At 29.8% G+C, this 17,237-nt stretch carries 13 protein-coding genes; 4 read left to right on the forward strand and 9 right to left on the reverse strand.

What is annotated here, in order from left to right:
• Positions 1-23: 23 nt before the first annotated feature.
• The 3 genes from IM532_RS11160 to IM532_RS11170 all read left to right on the forward strand — a co-directional run bounded on the left by IM532_RS11160 (position 24) and on the right by IM532_RS11170 (position 5,497).
• Positions 24-1,757 carry an AAA family ATPase gene (locus tag IM532_RS11160; RefSeq protein WP_194183530.1) on the forward strand — a complete coding sequence of 578 codons (1,734 nt, stop codon included), beginning with the start codon at positions 24-26 and terminating at the stop codon, positions 1,755-1,757.
• 106 nt (positions 1,758-1,863) lie between these two features.
• The gene (locus IM532_RS11165) at positions 1,864-4,002 is read left to right on the forward strand and encodes an AAA family ATPase (RefSeq protein ID WP_194183531.1); all 2,139 of its coding nucleotides are present in this window, start codon (positions 1,864-1,866) and stop codon (positions 4,000-4,002) included.
• Positions 4,003-4,270: 268 nt separating this feature from the next.
• Complete coding sequence (locus IM532_RS11170) at positions 4,271-5,497, forward strand: site-specific integrase (RefSeq protein WP_194183532.1); 1,227 nt, start codon at positions 4,271-4,273, stop codon at positions 5,495-5,497.
• A gap of 37 nt (positions 5,498-5,534) precedes the next feature.
• Here the strand turns inward: IM532_RS11170 and IM532_RS11175 are convergent, their stop codons facing one another.
• From IM532_RS11175 to IM532_RS11215, 9 genes are all read right to left on the reverse strand, one after another.
• Positions 5,535-6,761: a hypothetical protein gene (locus IM532_RS11175; protein ID WP_194183533.1), complete on the reverse strand. Its 1,227-nt coding sequence runs from the start codon at positions 6,759-6,761 to the stop codon at positions 5,535-5,537.
• A gap of 1 nt (position 6,762) precedes the next feature.
• Complete coding sequence (locus tag IM532_RS11180) at positions 6,763-6,936, reverse strand: hypothetical protein (RefSeq protein ID WP_194183534.1); 174 nt, start codon at positions 6,934-6,936, stop codon at positions 6,763-6,765.
• A 577-nt stretch (positions 6,937-7,513) separates the two neighbouring features.
• Positions 7,514-10,621: a type I restriction endonuclease subunit R gene (locus IM532_RS11185; RefSeq protein WP_194183535.1), complete on the reverse strand. Its 3,108-nt coding sequence runs from the start codon at positions 10,619-10,621 to the stop codon at positions 7,514-7,516.
• Positions 10,614-11,804 carry an AAA family ATPase gene (locus IM532_RS11190; RefSeq protein ID WP_194183536.1) on the reverse strand — a complete coding sequence of 397 codons (1,191 nt, stop codon included), beginning with the start codon at positions 11,802-11,804 and terminating at the stop codon, positions 10,614-10,616. Before IM532_RS11190 ends, IM532_RS11185 begins: the two co-directional genes overlap by 8 nt.
• A gap of 21 nt (positions 11,805-11,825) precedes the next feature.
• Positions 11,826-12,944, reverse strand: a complete 1,119-nt coding sequence (locus tag IM532_RS11195; RefSeq protein ID WP_194183537.1) for a restriction endonuclease subunit S — start codon at positions 12,942-12,944, stop codon at positions 11,826-11,828.
• Positions 12,941-14,488: a type I restriction-modification system subunit M gene (locus IM532_RS11200; RefSeq protein WP_194183538.1), complete on the reverse strand. Its 1,548-nt coding sequence runs from the start codon at positions 14,486-14,488 to the stop codon at positions 12,941-12,943. The genes IM532_RS11195 and IM532_RS11200 overlap by 4 nt, the downstream gene beginning before the upstream one ends.
• Before the next feature lie 135 nt (positions 14,489-14,623).
• Positions 14,624-15,874, reverse strand: a complete 1,251-nt coding sequence (locus IM532_RS11205) for a type II toxin-antitoxin system HipA family toxin (protein WP_194183539.1) — start codon at positions 15,872-15,874, stop codon at positions 14,624-14,626.
• A 1-nt stretch (position 15,875) separates the two neighbouring features.
• Entirely contained in the window at positions 15,876-16,157 is a 282-nt protein-coding gene (locus IM532_RS11210; protein ID WP_194183540.1) for a helix-turn-helix domain-containing protein, read from the reverse strand.
• 195 nt (positions 16,158-16,352) lie between these two features.
• A complete protein-coding gene (locus tag IM532_RS11215) occupies positions 16,353-16,586 on the reverse strand; it encodes a hypothetical protein (RefSeq protein WP_194183541.1) in 234 nt (77 codons plus the stop codon).
• Between the two features lie 363 nt (positions 16,587-16,949).
• Here IM532_RS11215 and IM532_RS11220 point away from each other — a divergent pair, with 363 nt between their 5' ends.
• Positions 16,950-17,213 (forward strand): hypothetical protein, encoded by a 264-nt coding sequence (locus tag IM532_RS11220; protein ID WP_194183542.1) that lies wholly within the window; start codon positions 16,950-16,952, stop codon positions 17,211-17,213.
• The last annotated feature ends 24 nt before the right edge of the window (positions 17,214-17,237 follow it).

Below are 17,237 nucleotides of genomic sequence, written 5' to 3' on the forward strand. Positions count from 1 at the left end.
ATAAACTAGCCAAAAATATTATTATGAAAATTACTCATCTAGAGATAAAAGGATATAAGAATATTAAGAAAAAAACTATTTTTGATTTTACTAATGCTGAAAATTATATTGCCTTGATTGGTTTAAATGGATCAGGAAAAAGTAATGTTTTAGAAGCAATAAGTTTGATATTTGGAAGTCTTTATCAAAACAAAACTATTGAGGAGTTTCACCCAAATTATAATTTTTTATACAAAATTATTTACACAATAGATAATAAAGAAATTCAAATAGAAAATGGGATTTATACTCTACTCAAACAAGATGGTATTATAAAAAATAAGGAAATAAAAAGATCAAAAAGAGATTATTTACCATCCGAAATATTTGCTTGTTATAGTGGAGATGAGCAGCGAATGTGGGAAGAAATCTATTCGAAATTCTATTTTGGTTATTTTAATAAACTAGCGAGAGGTTCATATCGTGAAAAGCAGAAGTTAGTATATGTTAATAAATATAGCTGGCAAATTGCGCTATTAACACTTATTTGTCACGATGACTCTAGTGATTATATTAAGGAGATTTTAAAAGTTAATGAATTAACTGATATTTCTATACATTTTGATTTTCCAAATAATTATGATCGTAGAGTTGATTGGTACGTAAAAAATATTGATGTCGGTGAAGAAGCATATAACGAGGCTCTTACACTAATTCGAACAATAAAATCTCGTCAAGAAGAAAAAAGAAGTTCTTTACACCTTAATGAGATTAGAGATATTGTAGTTTTACAGGTTGGAGATAATAAAAAGAACTGTCGAAAATTATTCTTTTTACTGTTTGCCATAGGAATGAAAGAGGGGAAAAAGCTTTTTCATAAGATAGAAATAAAGAACAATCATTTAGGTCTAAAACAACTGAGCGAAGGTGAAAAAAGATTAATTTTAATCAAATGCATCCTGAATGTATTAGCGAATAATAATTCTATAATTTTATTAGATGAACCAGATTCTCATTTACATATCGTTAAGAAGAAAGAGTTAAAAACTTATTTGCAGGAAGCAGAGTTTTGTTCAATATTAACTTCTCATTCACCAAGCTTATTAAATAGTTTTCCTGATGAAAGTACTTTTATATTAAATGATAAAGGATCAGGTTTAACTGTGACAAATGCAACAAAATTTAGTGATATTAAAAATATTTCAGGCAATGAGTTTTCTTTAATGGATGGCGTAATTGCTGTTTCTTCTAAAAACGATATTATATTAGTTGAGGGTAAATATGACGAAAAATATCTTACTAGAGCATTGCGTTATTTTAAGTCAATAGATAATAAATATAAGGTTTTAAGTTTTGATTTTATCAATGGAGGTGGAGCTGATAATACTATTCAGATTTATAATAAAATATATAGATCAATAAATTCAAATCAGAAATTATTTATAATTTGTGACGATGATGATCCTGGTCGAAAAACTGTAAATGAAATTGTTAAAAAAATAGATAAAACAGGTAAAACAAATTTATTTGCTTTTGTCTATCCCAAAACTAGTAATTCAAAGTTTCATAAAGACTTTTTATTAGAAGACTATTTTTCTTTAGATACCTACAAAAAATATTACTCTAATAAAGTGAGTAAAGCTAAACAATTTAAAGATTTAAAAGGATTTCAAGACCCAAAAAGCTATATAGAAAATAATTTTGAGAAATTTAAACTTGAAGATTTCAAGGGATTTAAAAAAATAATTGACAAACTTTATTCTATAAAAATACCTTAATGACACCAATTGAAAAGCAACAACAAATAATAATCATTTAGGATAATACTTTTTCTACACTACAAATAAAACATACTAATATAAATTAAGATATACTGAATACAAAATGAAAATTACTCATCTTGAGATAAAAGATAAAGAATACAAAAACCTAAATATCGATTTAAAAGATAATAAATCTGGAATTATGGCATTCATTGGAAATAATGGGAGTGGTAAAAGTAATCTACTTGAATCGCTTTCTTTTATTTTCAAAAATTTATACACAAAAAAGGATAAAGATATACCGTTTAGTTTTTCAATCTCTTATGTTAATAGTGGATCTACAAACACTATCACGATCACAAAACAAAAAACTACAATTAAATACTATGTAAATGATATTGTAGTTTCAGATGTATATGACAAACTTCCAAAACAAATAGTTGCTATCTACAGCGGGGAAGAAAATCGACTTTGGAATAATTGGTATAAGCCAATTTATTTAGATTATGTGAGTAATATTACAAGTGGTAAATCTACAGGAATTGGAATTTACAATGATTTTCCTAAAATGCTGTACATCAATAAATTTTATTGGCATATTTCTTTATTGTGTTTATTGTTACAAATAAAATATGATGAAAAGGATACTTTCTGTTTGGATATCCTTAATATACAAACAGTACATACTGTAAAATTTACTTTCAACAAGGATAATTATAAAAATTATGCAGATAGTAACGTAAAACAATTTATTCAAACACTAGATGGTAAAGATGAATATACATTAGAGGAACTAAATGATATTTTTGATGAAAAAGGCTATACCATTGCAGATGCTTATAAGTACTTATATATAGCTTTTACACCTGATAAAAAGAAAATGGTAGAAGATATTGTTATAAAATACAATGACGACCATTTAGATATTGAACATTTCAGTGAAGGTGAAAAGAAAATGCTTTTAATAAAAGCTGCTTTAGAATTTGCGGGAGCAGAAGATAGTTTATTTATATTGGATGAACCAGATGCTCATATTCATTTGAACAACAAGATTCAAATCAAAAAAGTTTTCGAACGGTATATAGATAATCGCCAAGTAGTTTTAACAACTCATTCACCAACCTTGACAGATACGCTAGAAGAGGATGCTTTGTATATGCTAAACCAAGGTAAATTGGTTCCGCAGAAAAAACAAGAAATCTTAGAAAATGTTTCAGGTGATTTTTGGAATAAGTTTCAACAAAATGCATTCATTGCTTCGCGTAAACCAATTATTCTTTTAGTCGAAGGTAAACACGATAAAGAACATATTAACAACGCTTATTCGGCTTTAAAAGATGAATATCAAAATTTGGATTTTGAAATATTCAAGTTAAATACTGAAACTAATATTCAACCTTTTTTAAGAGGATTATATGAAAGTGAATTTGATAATTCTAAACTGTATATTGGTTTATTTGATAGAGAAAATAAAATTTTAAATGATTTCAAAAATCCAAAAAATTATTCTAAAATTGATGGAAAATCGTATTATAAAATATTAGAAAGCGATAAGCCTAATTCGAACTATTTCGTTTCTACATTACCAGAGATTGAAGATAAAAGATGTGATTGTTCTATAGAAATGATGTATGAATATTCTTTATGGGAAAATGCTTTTCAAGAGGCTGTTTCTAATACATTTGGTAAGACTAGTAATAAATCTATAAAAGAATATTCCGAAGATGTTTTAAACGATGCTAAGAATATTTTGGCAAATCAATCATCAACTTTTAAAAAAGAAGATTTTAATCATTTTAGAAAATTATTCAACATAGTTAAAGAAATTGATGTTTATAGGAAAAGTTTAATTACAAAAAATAGTGTTAAGGATGTTCAACCTATTACACAAAATGATGAAGTTGTAAAAGATGAACCTATAAAAAATCACTTATTTAAAATATATACCAAGAAACGTAATACAGATATAATAGGGACATATAATCAGCAAGAGGGTAAATTCACTCTAAAGAAAGGAAGTAAACTTGCTTTAGATACAGTAGCAAGTTATGGTAAAGAACAAGCAAAGAAAAGAAAAACAGAATTAAAGAAAAAAGCCACATTTAAGGAAGATTATTACATTTTAAATGAAGATGTCGAGTTTATGTCAGCATCAGGTTCGATAAATTTTGCAACTGGTGGAAATATGAATGGTTGGGATGATTGGTTAATTACAGAAACAAATAAAAGTTTACAATCTATTAGAAATATAGCTAATTAAAATAAATTTACCCCCTTATCAACCCCCTATAAAAAAACAACCCCGATAAACAGTACGTTTATCGGGGTTTTCAGTGGTCCCACTTGGGCTCGAACCAAGGACTTTCTGATTATGAGTGGGCATTGTAAATGTTTCAATTCATTTCATTTAAATTCATAAATATTGATAATCAGTCAGTTAATTAATTTGATTATTATATTAGATTTCATAATAATAACCTATGTAGTGCAATTTGTTGTACTAATGTTGTACCGATAAAATTTAACGTATGAAATCAAGTATTAAAATTGTTTGCAAAAAGAACGCTTTAGCTGATGGTAAGTTTCCTATTTATTTAAGAGTAACTATTGATCGCAAATCAAAATTTTATAAAACACCCTATAGTTGTGATTTGAGAGAATGGAATGATGCCAAAGGAGAATTCAACTCAAAGAATAAAAACTATCTTCAATCGAATAGAATTTTAAATCAAATTAAAGATGATGCTTCTTTAATCTTAAATGAATTATTAGAAAATAAGAAATCATTTACTTTAATAGAATTTGATAATCTGTATTGTCAAAACTCTAACTTGACTAACAACTTTGTAGAATTCTTAGAATTGAGAATTAAACAACTTTATGAAGCAAAACAAATTAGTTATAGTGATTCGCATAATGATACGCTGAAATCTTTAAAGAAATTTAAAAGTAATATTGATAAATATTCATTCGATGATATTGATTATAGCTTCTTATTGAATTATGAAACTTTTTTAAGAAAAACTGGTTGTGAAGATGGCGGTATTGGTGTATATATGAGAAACATACGTTCAACATACAACATTGCTATAAAATCTAAGGTCGCAAAACAAGAATTATATCCATTCCGAGATTATAAAATATCATCTTTAAAATCTCAAAAAATTAAAAAAGCACTAACTAAGGAACAATTACATAAACTTATTGATTTTGATATAAAGCAAATTCCATCAGCTACTAATGCGAGGTATTTATACTTATTTAGTTTTTTTGCAAGAGGTATGAATTTTACTGATTTAGCTGAATTAAGATGGGATGATATTGAACATAGTAAATTTTCTTACAAAAGAAATAAAACAGGAATTAACATTCGAGTAAAAATACCTGAAAACGAAATCACAAATGAAATATTAAATTTCTACAAAGAGTATCGCCCCTATCCTACAAATTATATTTTTCCAATTTTAAAGAAAAATATTCTTGAATATGATGAAGAGGAATTAGCTGGTAGAAAACATAATGTTAGAAGTTATTATAACAAACAACTAAAACAAATTTTTGAAATTTTGAATATTGATACTAATATCAATTTCTATACAGCTCGCCATACTTTTGCTACAATTTCATTAAAAAATGGTGTTCATGTTTCTAAAATTAAACAAGCTCTCGGTCACCAATCAATTAAAACAACAGAATCCTACTTAGAAGATTTTAAAGACCATGAAATCGATGAAGCCTTTGAGAATTTGATATAATATAAACTAAAACCCACCAAATAGGTGGGTTCATATTCTATTTTATTATTAATACTTCTGAAATAATTTCTCTAACTTTATATTTCAAGTCATAATCAATATCCAATTGATCTGCCTTACCACAGATATTAATTAATTTACTTAAATTATCAACAATTAGATTAGTTTTGGGTAAAAATAAATCTTTAATCTCATTACAACTTCTTAAGGTTGGACTATTAGAAATTTTTTGAATAATAGCACTAAAAAGACCTTTTGGATCTTTTGTCTTCAAGAATTCTAAATACTCTTTTTCAAACTCATCAATAGAAGTAAATTCATTAAATAAAGTACTGAATTTTTCATCTAGTGTTTTAATACCTGTTTGGTGTGATACTCTTATTGCAACAGTTTTAGCATTTTGCTTTTTAAAATTCAATGGAAAATTAATATTACTATCGTCTTTAGAGTACAAAGTTATTTTTTGAGTAAATACAAAAGATTCCTTTCCTAAATCGTTATTTGTCATCTCTATAGAAGATTTTAAAAACCCGATTTCACCCAATTTTTTCATTGCTCCTTGTGAAATCACCATTGAAATTTTAGATTCATTAAGATCCAATGATTCTATTTTAAAATTATTACCTTTGTTGTTATTTTCATATTCATTCAATAGTAAAATAGTATAAACAAAAGTAAATGCTGTGCCATACTCTTTAAATTTAGAAGAATTCACTGCTCTTAAAAACCATAAACTATTTTTAGATTTTAATAATTTAAATTTTCTTTCTTTAAATAATTTTGATTTTGTAAGCCAAATTGCATTGATTTCTTGCAATTCTTTATTCATTCCATTTTTTCTGAGATAATTGATATGGTTAGCTAATTTTATCACATCATAAAATTGATCCTTCGAATTATATATAGCTTTTGCATTAATTGGAGCTTCTTCATGATCATTGAATTGAAAATAAAAATCTTTAGCTTTACCTTTTAAATCTTCATTCTCTTCTTCAAGAATAAATGTTTTTAAATTTTCTCCATTACATAAATGATTAATAAATTCATATTTTGATAACACCTTATTCACTGCATCAAATGCTATATCTACATTTCCAATATTAATATTAAAATCTAGTCCATCAGGATTGAACCTGTTTAAAATATCATTTAAATAATCATCATTATAATCATTAAATAACTTTGTTAATTGTTGAAAGTTGATTAAATTATTCGATTTCTTATCAATAAATGAAATCGATTTTGTATTAAAATTATACTCCATATTACTTCTCTTTTCTTACTCCTTTGAATGGTGTACCATCTTGTTTAACATCCATAAATTTCCCTGTATTTATATCTCTTTTAACCCATTGACTTGTTTTAGGGTTAAAAACTTGTGAGCGTTGTTTAACTGCTCCGTGGCGGCGATTATCACCCGGTGTTCTGTTTGTAGCCATTAGCTAAAATTTTTATTAATAATTATTTAATAATTATCCCACGTGAAGCAAATCAGGATTGGATTTGTAGTATTCGAAAAGAAGTTAAATCAAAAATTATAGAAAAATTCTATGGGATTTATGATACAAATATTAATTGTATGTCTATTTTTGATAAAGAATATTAAACTTCTATGTTCATTCGAACATTAAGTACTTTATTACAATTTCAAACTCGGACGTCGCCAAACTATTCCGAGTTTTTTATGCAATAAATACTCTTCTGTATTTATATTATGTCTTCATTAATTGATGATTTTCTCATCTGTATTTCTCAAAATTAGCACAAGATTTTGCAAAAAAAAATATAGAAAATTAAAAATTAAAAACCTTATCAACAATATGTTAATACTATACAGCACTCATATAATGACAGATTTAATAAAATTTTTTATTAACCCAAATTTACAAAAAATAAACAAGATATTATTTTTGAAAAAAATACCTAAAATAACTTATTGATTATATCTGATCTTTCGTAAAAAAAATCCCCAACTTCACTGTTGAGGATTACTATTATTTTAAATTAAGTTTTTCATTACAATCTTCCACCCACTCCTTTAAACTTATCTATAAACGCACTAATACGTTGAAATACGGTTTGTTTCTTTGTTAGGTATTGGGGATTTAATGGACTCATTTTTGGTAAAATGGCATTTAATTCTGTACCGTTAGAACTTGCGTATTCTCGTTTTAAAGAAGATTCGATGTAGCGTTTTGTCGCTTCTTCGTTTAAGTTTTCCTCTACGATTAATTCAGTAGCTTCTTCTTTTTGTTTGACTTGTGCATATTTAAAGAACGAATCAATAACCGTTGCTTTATCTGGAATAGTATCTAAATCTGTTTCGTTAATAAAATCTACAACTAAAGATTCTTTCCCTCTATTTCCGATACTTGCACGTATTACACGACTTACTTCTTCTACTAATTCGGCTTTGTCTTTTGTTTTCTTACTATGATCAAAGATTAATTCTAAGATGTAATCCAAATTGATTTCTTGTGATTTTAATAAATCAACTTCAAAAACCACATCATCCCAATCGATTCCACCATCTTCTGGTTGTTTCCCTTCTTTTTCTTTTCTTAACCAATCACGAATATCATTATATGTCGAACGATAATCCTGCTCTGTTCGTTGTGGTAACAACTGAATCTTTTGCATCACTGCTAAATCATCATCCGAAACATGGTACATTTCTTTGAATTCTTCTACAGCAGTAGCATCATTTTGATCGATGTTTTGTAAGGCTTTTAGACTTGTGAATTCATCATAGTTTTGTAAGATATTTTCAACACGTAAGTATTCACCGAATAATTTTGTAAAATCCTTTTTATCCTTCTCCTTTTCAATTGCATCTGGATTTGGAAATTTTTCATTTAATTCGTTGACCACTTCAATAAATCCTCTACGTGCATCACCTGTTGAAGCGTCGGTAAAACCTTCTAAATATTCTTTGTAGCTTTTCTCTAAAACAACATTTTTGGTGTTTTTGTTTCCGAATAAGGTAATCGCATCAATCGTTGCTTGTTCCAAGTCGCGGAATGTGACTATATTTCCAAAAGATTTGGTTGCATCTAAAATTCGATTGGTACGCGAAAATGCCTGAATTAACCCATGATAACGTAAGTTTTTATCAACAAATAAGGTATTTAGTTTTGGTGCGTCAAATCCAGTTAAAAACATTCCGACAACAATTAATAAGTCGATTTCTTTGTTCTTCACTCGTTCTGATAGATCGCGGTAGTAATTTTGGAATTCATCGCTATCTACACCATAACTTGTTTTGAACATCTTATTGTAATCGTTGATGGCTTTCGTTAAGAATTCTTTCGCCGTACTGTTTAATGCAGAAGGCTCGAATGATTCGTCTATGATTTCACCAATTGATGATTGTTCTTCGTTGGCTGCAAACGAAAATATCGTCGCAATCTTCAACGGTTTTTCACTGTCAATTTGCTGACGGTTTAATTCTTCGTAATAATGTTTAGCTGCTTCTACGCTACTCACGGCAAACATCGCATTGAAACCGTTATTTCCGCCTTTTGTACGGTGTGTTTTAATGCGGTAATTTTGTAAAATGTATTTCGAAATTTCGCTGATACGTGCAGGATGCAGAAAGGCTTTCTTCGCATCTTCTGCATTCAATTTCTTTTCATCTATTTCTGTCTCAACCCCTTTGAATTGAGGTTTAACATTGTGGTAATCCACTTTGAATTTTAAAACCTTTTCATCTCTGATGGCATCTGTAATGACATACGCGTGTAATTCTGAACCAAAAACACTTGCTGTGGTTTCTGCACCTAAGGCATTTTCAGGGAAAATTGGTGTTCCTGTAAATCCGAATTGGTAATATTTTTTGAATTTCTTTTTTAGGTTTTTTTGGGCTTCACCAAATTGAGAACGGTGGGCTTCATCAAATATGAAAACAACTTGTTTATTGTAAATATCCAACTCTTGATCCCCTTTCATTAAGTTGTTTAACTTCTGAATGGTTGTGACAATAATTTTGTTGTCGTCTTTTTCGATATTTCGTTTTAAACCTGCTGTACTGTTTGAACCGTTGACACTATCAGGCGAAAATTTTTGGTATTCTTTCATGGTCTGAAAGTCTAAATCCTTACGGTCTACCACGAAAAATACTTTATCGATAAAATCTAATTTAGTCGCTAAACGAGCAGCTTTGAAACTGGTTAAGGTTTTCCCTGAACCGGTAGTATGCCAAATGTACCCACCACTTTCTAAAGATGACCATTTTTTGGTTTGATAAGCACTTTTAATTTTCCATAAAATACGTTCGGTTGCTGCTATCTGATAAGGTCGCATCACCAATAATGTATCTTTGATGTCTAAAACCGTATACGTTAGTAAGACATTTAATAACGTGTTTTTTTGAAAAAATGTGGCTGTAAAATCCTTTAAATCTTTGATTAAGGTATTATCTGCTTTTGCCCAATTCATCGTGAAATCGTAACTGTTTTTGTTACGCGTAACGGTATTGGCAAAATAACGTGTATCTGTTCCATTCGAAATTACAAACAACTGCAAGTATTTGAATAGCGAATTATCTGAATTAAAGCTCTCTTTGGAATAACGATGGACTTGATTAAACGCTTCGCGAATGGCTACGCCACGTTTCTTCAGCTCTACTTGAATCATCGGTAATCCGTTGACCAGAATTGTTACATCGTAACGATTGGCATGCGAACCTGTTTGTTCGACCTGTGAGATAACCTGTACTTTATTACGTGTAATATTATCTTTATCGACTAAATAGATGTTTTGAATGTGTCCATCATCAAATACAAAATCGTAGATGTGGTTATCGTGAAGTTTACGCGATTTATCGACTAAACTATCACTTGGTTTATCTAAATATTCTACAAGGAAACGCGCCCATTCGTTATCGGTAAATACCATATTATTCAATGCTTGTAATTGTGTACGCACATTGACTAACATAGCTTCCGTTGATTTGAGATGAGTCGGATTCTCGTATCCCAGATTAATTAAATCTTGGATAAATTCTTTTTCTAAGGCGGCTTCTGATTGATAAGCCACTGGAGCCTCATTTAATTCGTAGAATTTGGTGTATTTGTCCAATACAATATAATTATTGGATTCTGCAATTGTTTTGTAATTAGGCATCTTGTAATTGTGGAGCTACGGTTTGTTCTTCTACTAGTGTATCTTCAATATTTTGCAATTTAAAACTATGTTTTTCTAATAAACCTCTATAAATTTTTATAAAAATATCTTTTTCAGTCTCTTGCACATCAGCTATTTCATTTCCTGAATGTTTGTTATGACTATATAAATTAATTAATCGTATAGCTTTATTTACTTCGTTAGAATTTATATACTTTGGTATTAAATCCTCCCAATGACTAAACCCTAAATAAGTGGATGTTTTTTCTAAAATATTTCGCAATATATTAAAATGATACTTATTAATGTTTCTTGTATTTACAACTACTTGTAACTCCTCTAACAAGAAAACATGATATGAAAAAGGTGAATCTTTGGAATCTATCATTAAATAGCTACCATCATTTAATTTCTGTAAGCGATATCTACCTGTATTTTTCTCTCGGTTCAATTCGTTATACAAAACATTATAAAATAATGGATTATGAGTAGAAACTATAAATTTAATATTTGTATTTTTTGCATCCTTTATTAAGCATGATAAATCTACAGCTAAATCAATCAAATGATTATCATCTAAAGAACTCACAGGATCATCAATAAATATATATTCTAATTCATTGAATTTATCACTTGAACGATCTTCTTCAGAGTCATTTAAAACTTTAATAATCTGCTCAATTAAACTATAAAATACGCACCAGATAAAATTACTTTCTTCACCTTTAGATATTTTTATATTCGTTACACTATCATCACCACCACTTAAGTAATCAAATGAAATTTCAGTAAAATCTTGATTTATATTTGGTGTAATTGACCTGTTCGTATAATTCTGAAAATTAGTGATAATGTTTCCGTCTTGATTTTCATCCTTTAAGAAATTGAAAACTAAATCAGTAAAACTATTAGGATGAACCAATAATTTTCTGGTCTCGTCCTCTTCTAAATCATTATCCCATCTAAATAGGTCTTCCGTAAATGCATTATAATAAATTATTTTTATTTTAGATTCCTCAGATCTTTCATGTTTAGGATCTACCTTTTCTTTGAATTCTCTAGAAAGACGAGTTTTACCAGTCCCATTAAAAGCATAAATTAATTGAGTTTTACGAAGTTTCTTTCCTTCTTCTTTAGTAGCTTTTATAAGTTTATCTGCTATTTCAATTAGTGTTTGACTCATAATAGTTTAGTAGTATTATAATTATTTTATAGGAAAGCTTAATAACTTTTCTCTGTAATATTCGTATTGTTGGGTTCTTAGTTTAATTTCTTTTGTAATTTCTTCTTCGATGGCTGTATGGGTTGCATCGAACTGATCTAAGAGTTTTACAATGCGTTCTTGTTCTTCTAATGGTGGGATAGCTACTTTTAAACTTTCTAATTTACCAACAGCTAATCCTGGTTGTGCTGATTTAGATGCATATTGATTAAGATTCATAAGTAATAATAAATAATACGAGAATTCAATATTAATTTTATAAATAGGTTTAACTACTACAGCATGCTCAGTAGCATAAAAATCACCATTGTACCGTTTAACATTACCACACAAGGCTCCTTGACGCCCAATTAACACATAATTTCCACTCTCATTCTTGCTTTTAACATAACCTCGTATTCCATTTCCTCCAAAACATGGAAACCTATATTCGGAATTTGAAATTTTTGAAATATTATTTGAAGAAATATGCTTTCCTGCTTTCATATTAAAAATTTCACCTAGCTTTTTCCATTCTACGTCACCTTCCTCAAACCTAAACAACTGCTCACGGAAGAACTCGAATTGTTTTTTACGGTTTTGGCGTTCCGTTTGTAATTCGGTTGTTAATTGGTTGGTTAATGAAGTTAATTCATCTAAAACACGAACAATTTCTTGTTGGATTTCTATTGATGGGATAGGGATTAATTTTTTAGAAAAATTACTAATCCACTGTCTTTTATGATCACCTTCAACTAGATCACTTGGCAATGAATTTATCCAATAGTAAATATATCTTAACAATGTTTTCGATTCATCTTTCGATTTAATAATTTTCATAGCAGATGATTTCGCTTTAAAATCAAAATCTACCCATTTATTTGCTGTTGTAAAATCATCAAATATTATAACTGGTGCTAAAGATGCTTTATAAATACCCTCTTTCTCATTAGTATAACCCAATATAAAGGTTTTACCAGCAGTTAATACTGGTGTATTATATTCATTATTATAATCTTTTGATTTTACTAAATATTTATTTGGTTGTTCATATACAGCACAAGCCCCCAATGGTAACCATTCCACATCAACCCCTTGTAATAACTCTTCTAATTTGCTCATCCTTCGATTTCTTTAATTAGGTTATCAATTGCTGTACGTAACGTTGTAATGTTGTTTACAGTTTCTGCTAGCTCGGTATTTAAGACTTTAATGTCTATCACTTCGCGTGTATCTACTGCTTCAACATACGAACTTACCGAAAGGTTGTAATCGTTTTCTGCAATTTTATCATTATCAACAGTTAAAGCAACGTGCTCTACATTTTCTTTCGAATCGAATAACTGCATAATCTTTTCGATATGCACATCCTCTAACATGTTGTTATTGGTTACTTTTTTGTAGAAGTCTTCCCCTGTTGCATCGATAAATTGTGTGGTATTCTCGGACTTGTGTTTCGATAAAACTAAGATGTTTACGCCAATAGAAGTTCCGTAGAATAAATTACTAGGTAAGCTAATCACCGTTTCTACAAAGTTGTTATCAACTAAGTATTTTCTGATTTTTTGTTCTGCTCCACCACGGTAGAAAATACCAGGGAAACATACAATGGCTGCACGTCCTTTGCTTGACAAATAATTTAAGGCATGTAATACAAAGGCAAAATCTGCTTTTGATTTTGGTGCTAAAACTCCTGCAGGTGCAAAACGATCGTCGTTAATTAATGTTGGATCATCCGAACCTACCCAATTAACTGAATACGGAGGATTAGATACAATGGCATCGAAAGGTTTATCGTCGATAAAATGTGGCTCCGTTAAAGTATCTCCTAATTGAATGTTGAATTTATCGTAATTGACATTATGCAAAAACATATTCATACGCGCTAAGTTGTACGTTGTATGGTTGATTTCTTGTCCAAAGAATCCATCTTCGATAATGTGATTATCGAAGTGTTTTTTGGCTTGTAATAACAATGAACCAGAACCAGCGGCAGGATCGTAGATTTTGTTCACCGAAGTTTGTTTGTGCATCGCTAATTGCGCAATCAATTTCGAAACACTTTGAGGTGTAAAGAATTCACCACCCGATTTCCCTGCATTAGCTGCATAGTTGGAAATTAAAAATTCGTACGCATCCCCAAATAAGTCGATTTGGCTATCTTCGAAATTACCGAAATTTAATTCGGCAACTCCTTTTAAGATTGCTACTAATCGTTTGTTTTTATCTTCTACGGTATTTCCTAAACGAGAACTTGTTGTATCGAAATCTGCGAATAATCCTTTGATATCTTGTTCAGATTCGTACCCATTCGCTGAATTCTCAATGTCTGTGAATATTGCTTTTAGGTCTGTATTAAGGTTTGTGTTTGTATTGGCTTTTGCCACGACATTGGCAAACAATTGACTTGGATAAATGAAGTATCCTTTTGTTTTGATGGCGTCGTCTTTGATTTCTGGTGTGATGATGTCGTCTGCTAGTTTAGCATAGTTTACGCTTTCGTCACCGCCTTCTATATAATTGGTGAAGTTTTCACTTATGAAACGGTAGAATAAAGTTCCTAATACAAAGTGTTTAAAGTCCCATCCGTCTACTGAGCCACGTACTTCGTTGGCGATTTTCCAGATTTTATTTTGTAATTCTGCTCTTTGGGCTGTATTTGTCATTGTCTTTATTTCTTTTTAAAGATAAAATTTATCTTTTGTATATTCATTATTGTAAACATTACAATATTACTCAGTTTAGACGCCAGTAAACGACGTTAATACTTATTTTTTAATGGTTTGTTTTACTAATTGCAACTAATATTTAAAAGCGCTTGCCATTAGTTCTTGTTCAGCTCTTGAAATTCCAATTTGTTTAGCGATATCCTTCCACTTATTAACGACAGTAGTTACTTCGTCGATTATTTGATCCATTTGGTTAGTCGTTAATCGAAAATATTCACCAACACTTTTTGCTAACTCAAAATCTAAATCATTATTATCCATATCAATATTCAGCGCTAAACCGTCTTTATCAATGGATGGATTCAAATCATAAGCAGGTGATAAAACCCAACCTTCTTTCGTTAAAATAAATCCATGATTTCGTAAATGATCATCTGTATTGGATATGGCAATGTTAAAGATTATTCTACGCCATAATTGGGCTAAATTCTCGTTGATGTTCGCTCCATTCGATTGGATAAATTCCACAATATCTAAATAACTGGCATGCTGATTTTTTATGGTTTCTTCATTATTTCCTGTCATGGTCATTGCCGATGCGAAATGAATTCTATTGCTTCCTTCACGATCAAATCGTTTGGTAAAAAAAGTATGATACGGACCATTAATCTTTTCTATTTTACATTCCGACATATTTATCCCTGCTTTTATCGCTAATTGATACGCTAAATATTCCCAACTAGCTTTATCAATAGTGTCATTCTTAGATGGAAATTTAGCAATCCATGGATGTTTATGCTCATCTAAAATATTAGCTTTTGGACGTGCACCACCCAAAGAAGAACCAGGAGCTATTAATAGTTGCAACCATTTGTTTATCGCTTCATTATCGGTATCATTTTCGTAATAAACGACAGCTTGTTGAAGTTCTCTTACAGTAGACCATGGTGGCGTAGCCTTTTCGGTATCATTATCCAAAAAATCACCATTTGAATCTAGTTTAAAACGCAACGCCCCCATACGTGTTTCGTCATAGACACCTAATAAGAAATCAATATCATATAATGTTTTCGCTTTTTCACCTTTTATTTTAGCGAGCTGAGCTTCACGTCTTTTCATTAAGGTACGTCCCCAAGTATCAGGCATACTGTCCAGAAAGAGTCCAAAGTTTTCTTTATCATTAGCAAATTGTGGGCCTGCAAATAACTGTAAATTGGGATCTAACTGATGATGATGTCCAGATTTTAACCATAGCTTATCATACGAAAAGCTGAATGCTTTTCGTCCCTTGGCTTGATGGGCCGATAATACGCCCATTAGTATTGGACTTTCTAAATCTTGCCAATCAGCATAAACATATATATCTGTTTTCTGTACTGCCATCCTATAATATCTCTAAATCTTGTAGTTTACGACCAAGTGTGTCGTCTGCTGCTAACTTTAAAAAATCATCTTGTAAGCCTAATACCCGAAGCACATTGAAATAAGCCCCCATCGCTACACTTGGCTCTCCTTTTTCGATGAGATTTAAAGTAGATCTGGAAATATCTGCTCTTTCAGCAACTTGTATCGCTGTTAATTTACGACGTTTACGGGCAAGTTTAATTTGCTCACCCATTTGTGACAAAGCATCTTTATAACGAGGTAAAACAATCTGTTTTTTCATAAATGTCCGTTATTTCATACAAATATAATTAAAATGACTGAAATAACGGACATTTATTATAAATATTCATTTATTTTCTCCTATCAAAAGTTAATTGAAAACTTATTCTAACTGTTTTGCGGAAAATATTTGAATATTCTCCGCAATTTATGCGGTGATTAATTTATTTATCACCGCATAATTGGCTCATTGGATTTAGTTTGGAGATATTTTGTTCATTAAATTGTTCAAATCATCTTTATCTCCTTCATCAAAAGAATATCTATCAAGTAAATCTTTAAGTTCATAAACAAACTCTTCATGAAGTTCTATTAATTCTTCATCATCAGGATCCATATCAATCCTAATAATAAATTCATTAGATAATTTACCTATCCAATTAGCGAATAATCCTGAAAAAAAATTTCGTCCAAATGTTTCTCTATCCATAAAATTTAGATTTGTTATTCTCAAAATTAGTTTAAATCGCGTCAAAATAAGTCGCTAAAAATCTAATTATGAAATAATAACATTATTCAACGTAAACATTAATTGGAAATATTAAACTCAATCTTTAACTTTACACCATTATAAAATAGTAATTACGTACGCGTAAGCTATCGTTATGGTTAAACTGAAATTGCGACCTTCATTTGACAACCATCACACGATAGACTTACGCCTGTGCCATATATTGGCGTGGGCGAAGTCTTTCTGGTTGTCAGGCCGTCGCAAGCCTCAGTTTAGGATAGATGTAGTTTCACGCCAACTTTTTTACTTCAAAATGGCATATTAACCGTAATACATCTATCTATGAAAATTAAAACTACATTCGCCTTATTATTTATTGGAATGTTTTGTTTTGGGCAAAACACTCAAGATTCTATTGCTGCTGAAAAGAAAAAACAACGCAATGAACGTATTTTAGCTGAAATGATTAGACGAAAAGAAGAAGCTGAAATTAAGCTAGGTAAAAGAAAAAATGTAACACCTAACGATACAATAAAAATTAATGATAAAGCTATTTTTGATCGAATAATAAAGGAAAGTAACGATTCAATGAATAAGCTGTTTTAAAAAATATTCCCCAACCTATTAGAA

The sequence above is a fragment of the Faecalibacter rhinopitheci genome (assembly GCF_015234135.1).
Lineage (GTDB): Bacteria > Bacteroidota > Bacteroidia > Flavobacteriales > Weeksellaceae > Empedobacter > Empedobacter rhinopitheci.